This is a genomic window from Mycobacterium asiaticum, from assembly GCF_001668675.1.
GTDB classification, from domain to species: Bacteria; Actinomycetota; Actinomycetes; order Mycobacteriales; family Mycobacteriaceae; genus Mycobacterium; species Mycobacterium asiaticum_D.
The window spans coordinates 15,239-31,852 of record NZ_LZKQ01000025.1 but is presented as its reverse complement, the minus strand read 5'-3'; the positions used below and the strand labels follow the sequence as shown (position 1 = coordinate 31,852).

18 protein-coding genes and 3 tRNA genes are annotated in these 16,614 nt (G+C 66.8%); 6 read left to right on the top strand and 15 right to left on the bottom strand.

The window, feature by feature from the left end:
- Positions 1–61: 61 nt before the first annotated feature.
- Genes A9X01_RS01910 through A9X01_RS01895 form a run of 4 tightly spaced genes read right to left on the bottom strand, consistent with a single transcriptional unit; the run spans position 62 to position 4,212 of the window.
- Positions 62–829 (bottom strand): enoyl-CoA hydratase/isomerase family protein, encoded by a 768-nt coding sequence (locus A9X01_RS01910; RefSeq protein WP_065119038.1) that lies wholly within the window; start codon positions 827–829, stop codon positions 62–64.
- Complete coding sequence (locus tag A9X01_RS01905; protein WP_065119037.1) at positions 830–1,918, bottom strand: acyl-CoA dehydrogenase family protein; 1,089 nt, start codon at positions 1,916–1,918, stop codon at positions 830–832.
- Positions 1,905–2,810, bottom strand: a complete 906-nt coding sequence (locus A9X01_RS01900) for an acyl-CoA dehydrogenase family protein (RefSeq protein ID WP_065119076.1) — start codon at positions 2,808–2,810, stop codon at positions 1,905–1,907. The genes A9X01_RS01905 and A9X01_RS01900 overlap by 14 nt, the downstream gene beginning before the upstream one ends.
- Positions 2,788–4,212, bottom strand: a complete 1,425-nt coding sequence (locus tag A9X01_RS01895) for a class I adenylate-forming enzyme family protein (RefSeq protein ID WP_065119036.1) — start codon at positions 4,210–4,212, stop codon at positions 2,788–2,790. Before A9X01_RS01895 ends, A9X01_RS01900 begins: the two co-directional genes overlap by 23 nt.
- Positions 4,213–4,313: 101 nt before the next feature.
- Between A9X01_RS01895 and A9X01_RS01890 the strand changes: the two genes are divergently transcribed.
- On the top strand, positions 4,314–4,595 hold the full coding sequence (locus tag A9X01_RS01890) for a 2Fe-2S iron-sulfur cluster-binding protein (RefSeq protein WP_065119035.1): 282 nt from the start codon (positions 4,314–4,316) through the stop codon (positions 4,593–4,595).
- Between the two features lie 20 nt (positions 4,596–4,615).
- A complete protein-coding gene (locus A9X01_RS01885) occupies positions 4,616–4,924 on the top strand; it encodes a DUF4286 family protein (RefSeq protein ID WP_065119034.1) in 309 nt (102 codons plus the stop codon).
- Here the strand turns inward: A9X01_RS01885 and A9X01_RS01880 are convergent.
- From A9X01_RS01880 to A9X01_RS01865, 4 genes are read right to left on the bottom strand one after another with little or no spacing between them, the layout of a single operon-like run.
- On the bottom strand, positions 4,912–5,988 hold the full coding sequence (locus A9X01_RS01880; protein ID WP_301336918.1) for a CaiB/BaiF CoA transferase family protein: 1,077 nt from the start codon (positions 5,986–5,988) through the stop codon (positions 4,912–4,914). The genes A9X01_RS01885 and A9X01_RS01880 overlap by 13 nt on opposite strands.
- A gap of 29 nt (positions 5,989–6,017) precedes the next feature.
- A complete protein-coding gene (locus tag A9X01_RS01875; RefSeq protein WP_065119033.1) occupies positions 6,018–6,974 on the bottom strand; it encodes an LLM class F420-dependent oxidoreductase in 957 nt (318 codons plus the stop codon).
- Complete coding sequence (locus A9X01_RS01870) at positions 6,959–7,384, bottom strand: cobalamin B12-binding domain-containing protein (RefSeq protein ID WP_065119032.1); 426 nt, start codon at positions 7,382–7,384, stop codon at positions 6,959–6,961. The genes A9X01_RS01875 and A9X01_RS01870 overlap by 16 nt, the downstream gene beginning before the upstream one ends.
- Positions 7,385–8,962, bottom strand: a complete 1,578-nt coding sequence (locus A9X01_RS01865; protein WP_065119031.1) for a methylmalonyl-CoA mutase family protein — start codon at positions 8,960–8,962, stop codon at positions 7,385–7,387.
- A gap of 2 nt (positions 8,963–8,964) precedes the next feature.
- Here A9X01_RS01865 and A9X01_RS01860 point away from each other — a divergent pair, with 2 nt between their 5' ends.
- On the top strand, positions 8,965–9,498 hold the full coding sequence (locus A9X01_RS01860; RefSeq protein WP_155771874.1) for a hypothetical protein: 534 nt from the start codon (positions 8,965–8,967) through the stop codon (positions 9,496–9,498).
- Between the two features lie 383 nt (positions 9,499–9,881).
- A complete protein-coding gene (locus A9X01_RS01855) occupies positions 9,882–10,529 on the top strand; it encodes a cutinase family protein (RefSeq protein ID WP_081282155.1) in 648 nt (215 codons plus the stop codon).
- Between the two features lie 4 nt (positions 10,530–10,533).
- Here A9X01_RS01855 and A9X01_RS01850 read toward each other — a convergent pair whose 3' ends face one another.
- From A9X01_RS01850 to A9X01_RS01840, 3 genes are all read right to left on the bottom strand, one after another.
- Complete coding sequence (locus A9X01_RS01850; RefSeq protein WP_065119028.1) at positions 10,534–11,346, bottom strand: class I SAM-dependent methyltransferase; 813 nt, start codon at positions 11,344–11,346, stop codon at positions 10,534–10,536.
- A 22-nt stretch (positions 11,347–11,368) separates the two neighbouring features.
- On the bottom strand, positions 11,369–12,112 hold the full coding sequence (locus A9X01_RS01845) for a M15 family metallopeptidase (RefSeq protein WP_436405220.1): 744 nt from the start codon (positions 12,110–12,112) through the stop codon (positions 11,369–11,371).
- Positions 12,113–12,195: 83 nt separating this feature from the next.
- Entirely contained in the window at positions 12,196–12,843 is a 648-nt protein-coding gene (locus A9X01_RS01840; protein WP_065119073.1) for a sensor domain-containing protein, read from the bottom strand.
- Positions 12,844–13,022: 179 nt separating this feature from the next.
- Here A9X01_RS01840 and A9X01_RS01835 point away from each other — a divergent pair, with 179 nt between their 5' ends.
- Entirely contained in the window at positions 13,023–13,673 is a 651-nt protein-coding gene (locus tag A9X01_RS01835; protein WP_065119027.1) for a biliverdin-producing heme oxygenase, read from the top strand.
- A gap of 72 nt (positions 13,674–13,745) precedes the next feature.
- Here A9X01_RS01835 and A9X01_RS01830 read toward each other — a convergent pair whose 3' ends face one another.
- Positions 13,746–14,030: a GlsB/YeaQ/YmgE family stress response membrane protein gene (locus A9X01_RS01830; protein WP_065036692.1), complete on the bottom strand. Its 285-nt coding sequence runs from the start codon at positions 14,028–14,030 to the stop codon at positions 13,746–13,748.
- A 514-nt stretch (positions 14,031–14,544) separates the two neighbouring features.
- Here A9X01_RS01830 and A9X01_RS01825 point away from each other — a divergent pair.
- A complete protein-coding gene (locus A9X01_RS01825) occupies positions 14,545–16,203 on the top strand; it encodes a PE family protein (protein ID WP_065119026.1) in 1,659 nt (552 codons plus the stop codon).
- 9 nt (positions 16,204–16,212) lie between these two features.
- Here A9X01_RS01825 and A9X01_RS01820 read toward each other — a convergent pair.
- The 3 genes from A9X01_RS01820 to A9X01_RS01810 all read right to left on the bottom strand — a co-directional run bounded on the left by A9X01_RS01820 (position 16,213) and on the right by A9X01_RS01810 (position 16,504).
- Positions 16,213–16,289, bottom strand: a tRNA-Phe gene (locus A9X01_RS01820).
- 33 nt (positions 16,290–16,322) lie between these two features.
- Positions 16,323–16,399, bottom strand: a tRNA-Asp gene (locus A9X01_RS01815).
- Positions 16,400–16,431: 32 nt separating this feature from the next.
- Positions 16,432–16,504, bottom strand: a tRNA-Glu gene (locus A9X01_RS01810).
- Positions 16,505–16,614 lie beyond the last annotated feature (110 nt).

Genomic DNA, 16,614 nt, shown 5'->3' with positions numbered 1-16,614 from the left:
TGCGATATCGCGACCTTGAATTCGCAGTGTGGTTTGGCTCGCGGCCCCGATCCGCGGCCGTTCAGTTCTTGCCGGCGTTGAGCTTGCTGACGATCGAGCGGAAGTCCTCGGTCACGAACGACTGATGCTCGGCGGACAGTGCGTAGTCCAGGCTGGCGAGCACGGCGCGCTCCAGATGGATGTTGAGCACCCGCTTGGTGCTTTCCACCGCCTGCTGCGGAAGCTCCATGATGCGCTTCGCGCAGGCGATGGCTTCGGCGACCGGATCGTCGACCACGTGGTTGGCCAGGCCGAGTTCGACGGCCCGCTCGGCACGGATTCTGGTGCCGGTGAGCGCATATTCCTTGGCCAGCAGCAGGCTGATGTGCAGCGGCCAGGTCAGTGGTCCGCCATCGGCGGCGACCAGCCCCACCTGTACGTGCGGATCGGCGAGGAACGCGTCGGGGGCGATGAACACCAGGTCGCTGAGCGCCACCAGACTGCAGCCGAGTCCGACCGCGGGCCCGTTGACGGCCGCGATCACCGGAATCCGGCACCGGGCCATGCCCAGCACGATCTCCCGCCCGTCGCGAATGGTCTTGGCACGCAACTCGGCATCCTCGGCCAGCTCGGCGAGATACGCGAAATCGCCGCCGGCGGAGAATGCTTTGCCGCTGCCGGTGATCACCGCGGCACGGGCCGAGGCATCGTCGGTGAGCCGCTGCCACAACCGGGCGAGCCCGACGTGCAGATTGTCGTTGACGGCGTTCAGGTCGTCGGGACGGTTGAGCGTGATGATGCGCAGCGCGCCGTCGGCGCGGACGTCGATTTCGCTTGGCATGTCATACATTCAGACTCCCAATCCCAGGATTCGTGCGGCGATGATGTTCTTCTGTATTTGCGATGTCCCGCCCATCACGCTCTGCGCGCGGCTGTACAGGTAGGCGCTGAGCAGGTCCGGGTCGCGGGTGCCGCCGACCGCCAGCGCGGCGTGCCCCACGGATTGTTCCACCCAGGTCATCAGTAGTTTGTCCAGCGAGCCCTCCGGGCCGTGCGACACCCCGTCGAGTTGTTCGGACAGCCGGCGCCGCACGTGGTGCGTCAGCATCTGCGCTTCGACCGCCGCCCATGCCACGTCGTCGTCCACCTCGCCGTCGCTGCGCGCCACCAACTCCCGAACCAGCTTGTTGTAGCGCGCCGCGTAACCCAGTGTGGATGGTTCGCGTTCGTGCCCGACCACGGTCATGGCGCCGGCCCCGCCGTCGCCCGGCGCACCCACCATGCGATCGGCCGGCACCGTGGCGCCGTCGAAGAACACCTGACCGAATTCGTTGGTGACACCGTTGATCATGCGCAGCGGACGCTGTTGCACACCAGGCTGTTTCATCGCGAGGACGAACGCCGAGAGGCCGCGGTGCCGTTTGGCCTCCGGATCGGTACGGGCCAGCAGCAGGCACCAGTCGGCGACGTCGGAATAACTGGTCCAGATCTTGTGCCCGTGGATGACGTAGTTGTCGCCGTCTTTGGTGGCGGTAGTGGTCAGCGAGGCCAGGTCCGACCCGGCGCCCGGTTCGCTGAAACCCTGGCACCAGCGCTCGGTGCCGTTGATGATGCCGGGCAAAAACCGTTGCCGCAGCGCGTCGCTGCCGTGCCGGCCGATCCCGAAGACCAGATAGCCGACGCTGGGCCGCGGCGGTGCGCCGGCCCGGGCCAATTCCTCGTCGACGATCACGTCGTACACCGGCGGCAGCTCTTGGCCGCCGTACTCACGCGGCCAGGACAGCCCGAAGAATCCCTCTTCGTACAGGGCTCGATGCCATTGCGCCTGACGGGCCCAGTATTCATCGCCCGATCCGCCGAATTCCTTGGCGTGCACGGACAACCAGGACCGGAGCCGGTCCCGGAACTCGGCTTCCTGGGCAGAGTCACGAAAGTCCACGAGCGACCTCCTTCAGGCTGACCGGCCACAGCTCGGTGGACGTGAGCGCCCGGCGCAAGTACACGTGCACCAGGCATTCCCAGGTGTTGCCGATGCCGCCGTGCACCTGAATCGCGGTCTCGCACACGGTTCGGGCGGCACGGGCACAGTAGACCTTCGCCACCCGGGCCGCCTGGATGGCTTCGGCCGGATCGAGTTCGTCCACCGCCCACGCGGCATGCCGCAAGACGCTCACCGATCCCTCGATCAGGGCCAGGCTCTCGGCCAGCAGGTGTGCCACGGCTTGATAGGACCCGATCGATTTGCCGTACTGCTCACGGATTTTCGCGTAGTCGCAGGCGACCGCGTGTGCGCCGCGCGCCGACCCGACGAGGTCCGCGGTCGTGCCGACCAGGGCGAGGGCCACCCAGCGGCCGGCGGCCGCGGCGGGGATCTCGCCCAGTCGGGCGGGCGATCCGGACAGCGTCGCGCAGACCCGGGTGAGGTCCGCGCCGCCACCGTCGCCTGCGATGTCGTCGGCTGACACCGTGGTGCCGGCCAACAGCAGGGCTCTTCGGTAACCGCGGGCGTCGACGGCCAGATCGTCCACGGCGATTGTGGCGGAGTCGATCTCGCCGTCGAGGTGGCGCGCCAGATCGTCGGCCAGCACCGGGCCCAGGAATGGCGCGTCGACCAGCCGGCGACCGAATTCCTCTGCGACGATGGCCACTTCGACTCCCGAGGCCTCATCGGAGCGCAGCGACCGCCAACCGGTTATACCGATCTGCTTGTCCAGCCGGGTGATCCGGCTTTGGTCGGCCAGATCCTGCACCGCCGCCGGGCCGAGGTCGTCGGCCAGCTTGGCTGCGGCGTCGCGCAATTGCTGTTGTTCAGCGGTCAGACGTACATCCATAGCTCTCCTTGAGCACTCTGCGCAGCACCTTGCCTGACGGCAGGCGAGGAATTTCCGGGACGAACACCACCCGGCTCAGACGTTTGTAGGACGCCAGTTGCGCTTCCACCCGAGCGGTCAGCTCGGCGGCGAATTCGGTTGTTTGGCAGGCGTTGTGGGCGGCAACGGCGGCAACGACGGCTTCCCCGTTGAGGCCGTCGGGCACTCCGAAGACCGCGCAGTCCTGGACCGCCGGATGAGCGTGCAGGACGGTCTCGATCTCGGCGGGGGCCACCTGGAACCCCCGCACCTTGATCATCTCCTTGAGTCGATCGGTGATCCGCAACCAGCCGCCTGCGTCGATCCACCCGACGTCCCCGGTGCGGTACCAGCCGGCACAGAGCGCGCCGGCCGTGGCCGCGTGGGGCAGATAACCGGCCATCAGCGAATCCGACCGCGCCTGGATTTCACCGACTTCGCCCGGACCCACCTGCTCGCCCGTCTGCAGCGAGACCACCCGCAATTCGACGCCGGGCACCGCGCGGCCCACCGAATCCAGCCGCGCCCCGCCCAGCGGGTTGCAGGTGATCACGGGAAGTTCGGTGGTTCCGTAGGCAGGCACCCACCCGATGCCGGTGCGCCGGGTCACCGTCTCGGCGATGCTGGCGGTCACGGGGGTGGCTCCCCACATGATGTACCGCAGGGACGACAGGTCGTACGACTCGAGCCGGGGATGCGAGGCGATGGCCAACGCAATCGGCGCGACGGCCATTTCGACTGTGATGCGGTCGGTTTCGATGTGGCGCAGCATCCGGTCGATGTCGAAACGTGGGTGCAGCCGCAGCCATGCCCCGGTACGCAACGCGGTGAGGATGTTGAGCAGGCCCAGGATGTGCGACGGTGGGGTGGCGATCTGGATGCGGTCGCGTTCGGTGAGCCGCAGCGCATCGCGCCAATGCCGCACCGCCGCGGTCAGCGACGCGTGGGTGTGCCGAACCGCCTTCGGTAGCCCCGTGGTGCCGGAACTGAACACCAGGACCGCGTCGTCATCGGGCCGTGCGGTGGCGGTCGCGGGTTGCCCGGCCACGGCGGGCTCATCCGGCTCGTCCAGGTGCAGCATCGGCATCAGTTGCGCCAGCACCGGATGATCGCCGACCGCGTCAGCGGGGTCTGTCAGCGCCAACGCGTGCTCGACCTCGCTTCGTTTCCAGGCCGGGCTGAGCAGGACCGCTGCGGCACCCAGCCGCCACAGCGCCTGCACCACAGCCACGAACTCCGGTCGATTGGACGCCATCACCGCGACGCGGTGCCCCGGGCCGACCCCTCGTTTGTGCAGGCTGGCGGCCAATCCGTCGGTCAACGTAGCGAGTTGAGGCAGGCTGAATTGCCGATCCTCGAACACGAGCGCGGCCGGCTCGCTCACGTTTCGGTCCTTCCGGTAGGACAGGCTTGAGAAGATCCTATCGTCCTGTGAGAATAGTATTCTCTATAGTGAAGAACGCAACTAGTCCCAGATAGGCGGTCATGACCGAGCCCGGCACGGTAACCATCCACCTCGAGCGCAAGAAAGTTACGGTGCCGCTGGTCCCTGGCGAGACACTGCTGCAAAGCGCGCGCCGGGCTGGGCTGGACCCCCCGTTCAACTGCGAGGCCGGCAACTGCGGCACGTGCATGGCCCGGCTCATCGAAGGCACCGCGACCATGCGGATCAACGACGCGCTCGATGACGACGAGGTCGACGACGGCTACATACTGACGTGCCAAGGCATACCGGACACCACACCCATCACCGTGCAGTACGAGTAGTCACCAGAAAGGCCGCGGGCATGGCAAAGGGCATCATCTACGTCGAGACCTATCCGAGTTCGCCCGACCGCGAACAGGAATACAACACCTGGTACGACGAGATCCATCTGTCCGAACTGGTCGCGGTCGACGGCATCGTCTCGGCTCGCCGGCTGCGGCCGGTCGACGGGCAGGGACCCTACATCGCGCTGTATGAGATCGAGGGCGACGACCTGGCGGCGATCCTGCAGGCCATGAGCCGTGCCAAGCTGACCATGTCCGATGCGCTCCAGCTCGACCCGCCGCCGATACCGCGGCTGCTCGAGGTCGTCACCGACTACGCGCCCTGAGCCCCCTCGCCCAGCTTGGGCGGCGGCAGGTAGTCGGGCTGATAGCCGGAGATGTGAATAGGGCTGCCCACCAAGCGCATATCCCCGGCGGACACCACCACTTCCGGCGTTGCTTTGAGCGCCTCGGGCAGCGTGCGCACCGCGGCCGCGGGGACTCCGAGCGGACGCAGCCGTCGTTCCCAGCCGGCGGCGGTATCGGTGGCCAGCATCGCGGTCACAACGGCCAGGACCTCGTCACGGCGGCTCACCCGCTCGGCCATCGTCTCGAATCCGCCGATACCCGCCTCGGTCGCGAACGACTTCCAGAATCCGTCGTGGGTGATGAACAGCGCCAGGTATCCGTCGGCGGTCGGGAACAGTTGCGCGGGAACGTAATACGAGTGCGCACCATAGGGCCGACGCTGCGGCTCGGTGCCGTCGTTGAGGTACGCGGCGGCGTGGTAGTTCAGCTGGGAGAACATCACGTCACGCAACGAGACGTCCACCTGTCCCCCGCTGCCCGAGACGATCTTGGCCAACAGCCCCAGCGCTGCGGCCATTCCGGTGGAATTGTCGGCCGAGGAGTAACCGGGCAGGGTGGGCGGTCCGTCCGGGTCTCCGGTCAGGGCGGCGATGCCGACCCCGGCCTGCACGACATAGTCGAAGGCCGGGTCGTCACCGCCGTCGAGGCCGAACCCGGTGATCGCCACGCAGACGATCTTCTCGTTGTGCCGGCGCAGCGCGTCGTAGGTGAGTCCGAGGCGCCGGATCGCCGACGGCTTCAGGTTGACCAGCAGCGCATGTGACTGCGCGACGAGTTCGCCCAGTTGCTGTTGTCCCGCTTCGCTATTGAGGTCCAGGCAACGGCTGGACTTGTTGCGGTTGAGACTGGCGAAGTAGCTGTCGCCGACGCCACGCGATATCTCGCCGCCGGCCGGTTCGATCTTGGTGACCTCGGCGCCGAGGTCGGCGAGCAGCATGGTGGCGTACGGGCCGGCCAGCATGGTGCCGACTTCCAGAATCCGAATACCGACGAGCGGCCCCTCGCCGTGCCCCTCGCGACCAGACGTGAAAGCGCCCGACACGCCGTGCGTGTCGGTGCTTTTGCGTCTGCTCACCGCAACTCCGCAGCCAGCTCGGCGATCATCTCGCGAGTGCGGCGCTTGGAGGCGATCAGTTCGTCGCGGCTGTCGCCGATGGGCAACAGGCGCACCGACAGGTCGGTGACACCGGCGTCGGCGAAGGAGCGCATCCGGGCCAGGATTCCCGCCTCGTCACCGGCGGCACACAGATCCCCGACGTCGCGCGCGTCGCCGCGTTCGAGCAGCCGCTGGTAATTGGGCGACACCTCGGCCTCACCCAGGATCCGGTTGGCGCGCTCCTTGGCCGCGTCGACTTCCGAAGGCGCACAGAGACATACCGGGATACCGGCAACGATCCGCGGTGCGGGCCGGCCCGCGTCGGCCGCGGCCTTGGTGATCTTCGGCGCTATGTGCTCACCGATAGCGCGCTCGTCGGCCATCCACAACACGGTGCCGTCGGCCAGTTCACCGGCAATTTGCAGCATCACCGGCCCGAGCGCGGCGACCAGTACCGGCATCGGGGGGTCTGCGGCCAGCACGGTCGGATTGTGCACCGTGAACGAATCGTTCTCGACGTCAACCGGTCCCGGCCCCGCGATGGCGGCGTTGAGCACCTGCAGGTAGTCACGGGTGTAGGCGGCGGGCTTCTCATACGGCAACCCCAGCATGTCGCGAATGATCCAATGATGCGACGGCCCGACCCCCAGCGCCAACCTCCCCCGGGCCACCGCGTGCGTCGAAAGCGCTTGGCGGGCAAGGGCAATGGGGTGCTGAGCCTGCAACGGCACCACCGCGGTGCCCAGTTCGATGCGGCTGCTGTGGGCGGCCATCAGCGACACCATGGTCAGGCAGTCGAAATCGTCGGGGACCTGCGGCATCCACGCCGTATCCAGGCCGGCGGCTTCGGCCCATTCGATGTCGGCGGCCAGTTTGGACACCTTGCGGGCCATGTCGCCACGCTCGGCGCCGATCATCACTCCGACGCGCACGGCGCCTCCTGGTCGGGTTCGGGTGTGCCGGTCAGCGCGCGGATGTCCCGCACCAGGGTGTCCAACGAAGTCCCGGTGGGGAACACCGCCGCCGCGCCGGCCGAAAGCAGCTTGGGTACGTCGGCGTGCGGGATGGTGCCGCCGACGACCACGGCGATATCGCCGGCGTCGGCCTTGCGCAGCGCCTCGATGGTGCGCGCCGTGAGCGTCAGGTGCGCGCCGGACAGGATGCTCAGCCCGACCACGGCGACGTCTTCCTGCACCGCGATCGACGCGATGTCCTCGATGCGCTGACGAATGCCCGTGTAGATGACCTCGAAGCCGGCGTCCCGCAGGGTGCGGGCGACGATCTTGGCGCCACGGTCATGCCCGTCCAGGCCCGGCTTGGCGACCAGGATGCGCGGCGCCATCTAGAACACCACCGGCTGCTGGAACTCGCCCCAGACCGCCTTGAGCGCGGAGACCATTTCCCCGACCGTGCAGTAGGCGTTGGCGCAGTCGATCAGCTTGTGCATCAGGTTGTCGGTCCCCTCGGCGCTGCGCGACAGCGCGGCGAGCGCGGATTCCACTGCGGTGCTGTCTCTTTCGGCTTTGACCTTGGAAAGGCGCTTCAGTTGCAGATCGCGTCCCTCGGCGTCGAGTTCGTAGGTGACGACATCGGGTTCGGGCTCTTGCGAGACGAACCTGTTGACCCCCACGACCGGGCGGTTGCCCGACTCGATGTCCTGATGGACCCGGTACGCCTCGTCGGCGATCAGGCCCTGCAGGTAGCCGTCCTCGATCGCGCTGACCATGCCGCCGTGCTGCTCGAGGTCGGCCATGATCTCGATGATGCGGGCCTCGGTGGCGTCGGTGAGCGCCTCGACGAAGTAGGAACCGCCCAACGGATCGGCGACCTGCGTCACGCCGGTTTCATAGGCGAGGATCTGCTGGGTGCGCAACGCCAGCGTGGTGGATTCCTCGGTGGGCAGCGCGAACGGCTCGTCCCAGGCCGCGGTGAACATCGACTGCACGCCGCCCAGGACCGCCGCCATCGCCTCGTAGGCCACCCGCACCACGTTGTTCTGCGCCTGTGGCGCATACAGCGACGCGCCGCCGCACACACAGCCGAACCGGAACATCGACGCCTTGTCCTTGGTGGAGCCGTAGCGCTCTCGCACGATGGTGGCCCAACGACGCCGTCCCGCACGGTATTTGGCGACCTCCTCGAAAAAGTCGCCGTGCGTGTAGAAGAAGAAGGAGATCTGCGGCGCGAATTCGTCGATGGTCATCCGGCCGCGTTCGACGACCGTGTCGCAATAGGTGACACCGTCGGCCAGGGTGAACGCCATCTCCTGCACCGCCGTGGCGCCCGCATCCCGAAAGTGCGCCCCCGCCACCGAGATCGCGTTGAACCTCGGCACTTCGGCCGCGCAGAACTCGATCGTGTCGGCGATCAGTCGCAGTGACGGTTCGGGCGGCCAGATCCAGGTTCCCCGGGATGCGTATTCCTTGAGGATGTCGTTCTGGATGGTGCCGGTGAGCTTGGCGCGCGGAATCCCTTTGCGTTCGGCCGCCGCGACGTAGAACGCCAGCAGAATCGCCGCGGTGCCGTTGATGGTCATGCTGGTACTCAGCTTGTCCAGGGGGATGCCGTCGAACAGGATCTCGAAGTCGGCCAGCGTGTCCACCGCGACGCCGACGCGACCGACTTCTTCGCCGAAATCGGGGTCGTCCGAGTCGTATCCGCATTGGGTCGGCAGGTCGAGCGCGACCGACAGGCCGGTACCGCCCTGCTCGAGCAGGTAGCGGTAGCGGCGATTGGACTCCTCCGCCGTGCCGAAGCCGGAGTACTGCCGGAAGGTCCACAACTTGCCGCGGTATCCCGAGGCGAAGTTGCCCCTGGTGAACGGGAATTCCCCGGGCGGTGGTGGCTCGCTGCGTAGGTCGGCCGGTCCATACACCGGCGCGAGCGGTATGCCCGACGGGGTCTGGGCTGCGTTATCCATCAGTGCATAACGTACTTGCAAAAAAAGAGAATGCCAATACCATAGTGTTGACCTGGCGAAACGGGGTATCCACCGGGGCGCTTTTGCCGCAGAATGCCGCCATGACTGAGGACTTGCCGCGTCGAAGTGCCGGGAGCCTGCCGAAGGTGAGTGGGCTGCTACGTCGCCAGCGGCGTGAGGCCGAGCGGGCACTCTTCGGGCTGGTCGACACGATCGTGGGTGACAGCATCAGCCTGGAACGCATCGTGCGGCGGATCAATATCAACGCCATCATCGCCCGCCTCGATATCGCCGAGATCATTTCGCGGCTCGACATCGACGCCCTGATGGCTCGCATCGACATCAACGCGATCATCGCCCGCGTCGACATCGAGGCCATCGTGGCACGCGTGGATTTGGACGCGATCATCGCGCGTCTCGACATGAATGAAGTGATCGCAAGGATGGACCTGGAGAGCCTGGCCGACCGAATAACCGATGGCGCCGAATCGGCCAATCGGCTCGACCGGATCGACGGCACCGGCGGCGGCGCGTGATCCGGTATTGATTGGCTTGCGCGGCGGCGACATTGGGTCTTTCGACATTGTGACGATGATTACAACAACGAGGTCGGGCGAGTTCGCCGGCACTTGACCGCGCACCAGCGGTCAAGTGCACAAACACCTTTGACAAACCCGCGTCCAAGGTTCGCTGTGGTAATTCAGGCGCGGTGCGCGCGTCGGTCTGCTGAATTACGATCGCTTCGCCACCCGGTGCAAAACCGCGCGGAACAAATTTCCCCGTCAACAGGTTCGTATCGGCGGACCCCTCATTTGATCGACGAAAAGAGCCGACCTTGCGCCGCACCGGATCCCTCACACCGTCGTTTCCGCGGGTGGCGCCTTTGTTGGCCGCGGCCGTCTTGGCCCTGCTGGCACTGATGGCACCGCCCGCCGCCGTCCTCGCCCACGCCGGCGCCGATCCCGGCTGTCCGGACGTCGATGTGGTGTTCGCCCGTGGGACCTTCGAGGCTCCCGGCGTCGGCGCCACCGGGCAGGCTTTCGTCGATGCGCTCAACGCCCGCCTGGCCGGCAAGAATATCGCCGTCGACCCGGTCAACTACCCCGCCTCGCTGGACTTCAACCGGGCCGTCGACGGGGTGGCCGACGCCAGCTCGAAGGTCGAGGCATCCGCCGCGAACTGCCCGAATACCAAGATCGTGCTGGGCGGATACTCCCAGGGCGCGGCCGTCGCCGCATACACGACTTCGGACTCCGTTCCCGACGGCGTCGCCCTGCCCGACGGAGTGACCGGCCCGATGCCGCCGGCCGTGGCTTCCAAGGTCGCGGCGGTGGTGTTGTTCGCCCCGCCGTCGGATTGGTTCCTGCACCTCGTCGACCGCAGCGCTCCGCCCATCAACATCGGTCCGCTCTACGCACCGAAGACGCTGCAACTCTGCGTCGACGGTGATCCGGTGTGCTCTCCCGGCGGACGCGACCGTGCCGCGCACAGCACCTACCGCGACAACGGAATGGCCAATCAGGCCGCCGACTACGCGCGCAACGCCATCGTCGCGCACGGCGGCTGACGCGTCAGGCGCGGCAGAGTATTTCGCCGTTCGGGATGGCAAACCAGCCGTCCGATGCCGCCGACCACTGCCGCCATCCCGACGAGATCTCTTCGAGGTCGGCTCTGGTAGCCAGTCCCGACTGCTCCAACTGGCGAGCCAGGTCGGAATGCAGGATGCGATCGGCCCACATGCCGCCCCACCAGTCGCGCGTCTCCTCCGTTGCGTAGCACCACATGGTGGCGGTGGGTGTGATGTCGTCAAACCCGGCTTGGCTGGCCCAGGAGAGGAGCCGCCGGCCGGCATCGGGCTCACCGCCGTTGGCGCGTGCCGCCTCGGTATACAACCGCAGCCACCGATCCAGCGCCTCGACCTGCGGGTACCAGATGAACCCGGCGTAATCGGCGTCCCGCACCGCGACGACGCCGCCCGGCACACATACCCGCCGCATTTCCCGCAGCGCCTGGACCGGATCGGCCACGTGCTGCAGCACCTGGTGGGCGTGGACGACGTCGAACGTGTCGTCGGGAAATTCGAGGGCGTGCACGTCGGCGGTGACGAACGAGATGTTCGACACTTCGCGCCGTTGCGCCTCGGCGCGCGCCAGGTTCAGCGCGTCGTCGGTGACCTCGACCGCGGTCACCTCTCCGGGTGCCACCAGAGCCGCCAGGTCAGCGGTGATTGTGCCTGGGCCGCAACCGATATCGAGCACCGACAAGCCCGGTCGCAGTTGCGGCAACAGGTAACCGGCGGAATCTTGCGCCGTGCGTCGCCGGTGGCCGCGGAGCACCGACTCGTGATGTCCGTGGGTGTAGACGGCTCGGGGTTCGTCGCTCACGCAAGCAGCCTAGTGAGCCCGCTCAGTTGACCGGCACATTGAGGATCGGCCGGTCGACCCCCGCGCCGGGGCCATCGAAATGCCACCACTCGCCGGAATAGACGGCCAGGCCCCCGTAGCCCATCGCGTCGCGTAGGCGTTTGCGGTTGGCCTGGGCCGCGGCGCTGATCCCCTGCGTCACGTAGGCGTGGGCACGCGCGGAGAAGTCGTCGAAGTCGGTGCCCATCTCGGCCAGGCAGATACCGGTGACCAATTGCCCTGCGGGACAAGGGGATTGCGCGGACGTATAGGTCACGTCGACCGACCGGCCGGATTCGTGGCTGTGGGCGTACTGACCGGGGCGGGCCACCCACGCCGGATTGGGCACCACCTGGAACATCTTGACCTGCACGTCGTGTGGCCGGTAGCAGTCCCAAAAGACCAGCACATGCCCGTCGGGGCGCAACGCGTTCGCCGCCGCCACGAGGCCCTGCGCCATGGATTGGTGCACCAGGCAGCGGGCGTCGGCGGGATAGAGCTGCGTCTTGGTGAAGTTGTTCGTCGTCGCGTACCGCAGGTCGATCAGCGCGTCCGGAACGACGGTGCGGACGTCGACGAAGCCCGCCGCCCGTGCTTCGTCGCTGACCGGTGGCACCCCTGGGCCCGACGGGGAGGTGGTGAGCACCGGCCGAACCGAGAGCGCAGTAGCGAGCGGTTTCGCCGCCCGGGGCGCGTGGGTCGCGTGGCACGCGCCGAGCAGGCATGCCGCGATCGTGAGCCGAACGATGAGCCGGGCCACCCGCCGAGGACGCACGTCAGACATTGTCCCGGCTCACCGGACCGAACGCCGCCAGCGCCACGGTGCGTCTGTCAGAGCCGGTCGGTGGCCGTCTGCAGAATGGCCTTCGCGATCTGATCGGCCGGTTCGAGCCCCAGCACGCCGATGCTGATCAGCACCGCCGACTTCTCGTGATACACGTGGCTCCACGCATTGGCGCTGATTCTGACGGTGGCGGAGTCCGGCCGGTCGAGAGTGAAGTCGAACTTCGGGTCGTGCAACGCGACACAGTCCTGCAACGACGACTCGAGCTGGTGCAGGATGCCACGCGCGGTGGCGGAGTCCGGGTACACCGCGACGGCCTGACTGACCGTCTGGATCATGGCCGGCCCGCCCGGTTTCAGGTCGTCGGTGATCCCGTGATAGCCCGCGCTGCGGAATTCCGTCCAGCCGGTGCCGAATGTGACGTCGCTGATTCCGGCGGCCCGGCAAGGAGCGGGCGCGTTGAGGTCGCTGGGCGGCGGATGACGCAGGTCCGCGTGGGTATGTGCCGTCAGCTCCTCGTAATTCGCGATCCGACGGACTTCGTCCACGCTGACGATCAGGGCATCGGCCCGGGAGCCGGGCGTAGGCGTGGGGTTGGCCGACGGGCCGCTGTGCGAACACGCGGTGGCGGCGACGGTCGCGCAGCAAGCAACGACGGCCGCGGCCCTGCCCGCACCGGCAACTAGGGTCCGCATGACCCGGGGCCCCCGCAAAACCATGCCCGGAAGTTTACGGGCGGACTTGCCGCCCTGCTGGGCGCACATGCGGTGCGCGGCGGAATTGGCGAGCACCGGGAACAGATGCAGCGCCTGACGACTTGTCCGTATCGTTCTGACAAGTAGGCAAAATCGCCGCAGCAACCGACGGGAGCAGGATGTCGCAGAGCGCCACTGAGGCCGTCAAGCCTCTCTCCGTGGCGATGAAGGAAGGTTCGACCGTCGAGCATGACGCCGCGGAGCGGTCGCCCTTCGTATCCGAACTGCTTTCCGGCCGGGTCAACCGGCGTGGCTATGCCGATTACCTGCTGCGGTTGCGCGCGATCTACGAGGCGCTCGAGGCATCGGTCCGTAGTCGGCGCGACGACCCACTGGTGGCCGCGGTGTATGACCCTGCACTGGAACGGTTGGGCGCCATCGATGCGGATCTGGACTTCTGGGCGCCCGCAGCGGCGCGGGAGGTGGACTCACCCGCTGCCCGGTCCTACTGCGACCGACTGGCCGGTGCTTCGTGGGGCGGTGCGTTGGTGGCCCACCACTACACCCGGTACTTGGGCGATCTGTCCGGCGGCCAGGCCGTCGGCAAGATCCTGGACCGCACCTTCGAACTGGACGGCGCCGGCTTGGCGTTCTACCAATTCCCGATGCGCGCCAAGCCCTATAAGGACGCATACCGCATCCGGTTGGACAACCTTGCGCTGGATGCCGAGCAAATCGAGCGGGCGGTCGGCGAGGTGAAGGTCGCCTTCAATTTGAATCAGGCGTTATTCGACGAGCTCGGCAAGAATTTGCCCATATATCGACGCTGAGACAAAAACGAGCGTAACGCCGCGGCGCGATTTATTTCTCGCCGCAGCGTTACGCTCGTAATTTCTAGCCGCTTAGCGGGTCAACCGGGTGTGCGTGCGACGTCCCGTGACCGCCTCGTAGAGGGCGATCAGGACAACCGCGGCGCCCACACCGACGAAGAACGGGATCCAGGCGATTCCGCCGTTGGCGTTCGAGTAGCCGAAGTGGCTGGTGATCAGGGAGCCGAGCAAGCCACCCAACGCACCCAGCAATACCGTCATCAGCATGCCGATGCTCTGCCGGCCAGGCATGACCAAACGGGCTACCACACCGATAATCGCGCCCACGACCAACGCCAGAACTATCGTTCCGATCATTTTCGCTCCTATCCTCGCGGCGCCCCCATCGGACACCATCTGGTGGGCGAGTTCCCCGATCCAAGCGTCTTGTAACCACTCATCTGCGGCGAGTTTGGCGACAACAACCGTTGCAAGAGAAGCGTTTAGGGGGTGGGACCCGAGGGTAGTCGGGGGGTGCGTTCGACTTAACACCTATCAGGAGCCGGAGCAGTGAAAACTTGTGTTTGCCCCGCGTGCGGTTACCCCACGCTGAGTCCCGCACTGTGTGCATTCTGCTCTCCGAATGAGGCATTTCCTGGCAATCAGGGTTTCAACGCAATGCCCTTCACCGCGACGCCATTCACGACGACCTTTCCGCACGGCTCGGCATGGACTCGGGTCCGCCGCACGGACGGCAATTCTTCCGGGTCCACCTGGTCCAGCCCCGTAGCCAGCTGAGAGCGGTCCAATTTCTTTGCGCTAACTGGGAATTGACTGAGGGCCCGGTCGCGGCTCTGCGCAACGTCCCTACCGCGGTGGTAGGGATGGCTGCATGGCGTACGTGCTGACCCAACCACAGTTAATGGCCTCGGCCGCAGCGGAAGTGGCTGCCGTCGGGACGGCGGTTCACGACGCCGGCGCTGCCGCGGTACGCGCTACGACGGGCCTGGTGTCGGCGGCCGCTGACGAGGTCTCGACTGCGATTGCCGGCCTGTTCAATGCCTTCGCCGAGGACGGCCATCAGGTCATTTCGCAGATGGCAGCGATGCATCAGCAGTTCGCGCAGTCGCTGACCGCGGCAGGTCAGGCCTACACGGTCTCGGAGGCCGCGAATGTGAGCGCGCTCACCGCCCCGTTGCTCGGCAGTAGCGGGACAGGCGGGTTGGTCACGTTGGTCATGGACGGCAGCGGAACCCCGATACCCCCGGCCGACTTCGTCGCCAACGTGGTCGCGAAGTACCTCGAACCCCATTTCCCGGCGGGCCTGGTGCAGGCGCTTGCGCTGCCGGCCGGCGAATTCCCGGACAGTGGAATCAAAGACCTGACGTCGGATGTGGCAATTGCCCGGGGCGTCACAATCTTAAACAACGCGATTCAGCAGCAACTCGCCGCCGGAAATGCGATAAACATCGTGGCCTATTCGCAGAGCGCCAACATCGCGTCATTGGAAATGCAATTGCTGGATCCCACCGGGACGCCGAGTTCGCTGCCGATCAACTTTGTGCTGCTGGGCAACTCGATGAATCCCAACGGCGGTTGGGACGCGCGCTTCCCCGGGCTCAGCCTGCCGAGTCTGGGCATCACCACGCTGGGACCGGCGCCCAGCAATTCGTTCAACACCTTGAGTTACACCCTCGAATACGACGGCTGGGCGGATTTCCCGCGGTACCCGATCAACATCGTCTCCGATTTGAACGCGCTGGCCGGCATGGTGACGGTGCACACGACCTACGACAGCGTCACGGCGGCGCAGCTGGCTTCGGCGATCGCCCTACCAACGCAAGGACCGACGACGACGACGTATTACTTGATCCCGACGCAGAATCTGCCATTGCTGGATCCGATCCGGGCCATTCCGTTCCTCGGCAACCCGATAGCGGACCTGGTCCAACCGGTGCTCAAACCGATCGTCAACTGGGGCTACGGCGACCCGAATTTCGGCTACTCCACCGGCCCCGCCAATGTGCCCACCCCGTTCGGGTTCCTGCCGCCACTGAGCGCCACCGCGGCCCTGGGCCCCGCGATCCTGCAGGGCATACCGCAGGGGATCGCCGCCGCGGCAGCGGACCTGACGACAATGGGTCCGCTGCAGCTGCCATCGCCGGCCGACCTGCTGCCCGCGACCGGTGGCCTGAGCCTGCCCGCCGGGCCGCCGTCGGTATCGGATCTGCTGCTCGGCCTGGAGTCGGCCAACACGGCGGTCGTCGGGTCCGCGACCAACGCGTTCTCGACGGCCTACGCGACGCTGCTGCCGACCGCAGACCTCGCCACCGCGGCGCTGGTGTCGCTGCCGTCCTACGACGCCAACCTGTTCCTGGACGGGGTGCTGCAGGCGGTCAACGGCCAGCCGTTGCAGGGACTGGTGAACGCCGTCGGCAATCCGATCGCCGCGAACGTCGGATTGCTCACTCTGACCGGCGGTTTGGAGCTGACCGTGCTGGTCGAGTCGGCGGACACGATATTGACCGGGACGCCGTTCCCGAGTCCGTAGGACTTTCGCTGGTGGCCAGGGGCGGGATCGAACCGCCGACCTTCCGCTTTTCAGGCGGACGCTCGTACCGACTGAGCTACCTGGCCGGAAGCCGGCAGGCAGCGTGTGCCTCGCCGTGCTGGCGACCCTGACGGGACTCGAACCCGCGACCTCCGCCGTGACAGGGCGGCGCGCTAACCAACTGCGCCACAGGGCCTTGCTCTGCTCCACGGTAGCCCGCGTCGCAAGTACCCCCTACGGGATTCGAACCCGCGCTACCGCCTTGAAAGGGCGGCGTCCTAGGCCGCTAGACGAAGGGGGCCAGAACCGAATCTCTCCGGGGCACTCGCAACGTGATCACCGTTGGGAGCCAAGTCAGCTTAGGTCACCCCGGGCCTAATCCTCAAACGAGGCCCAGCCGGGCACACAGTA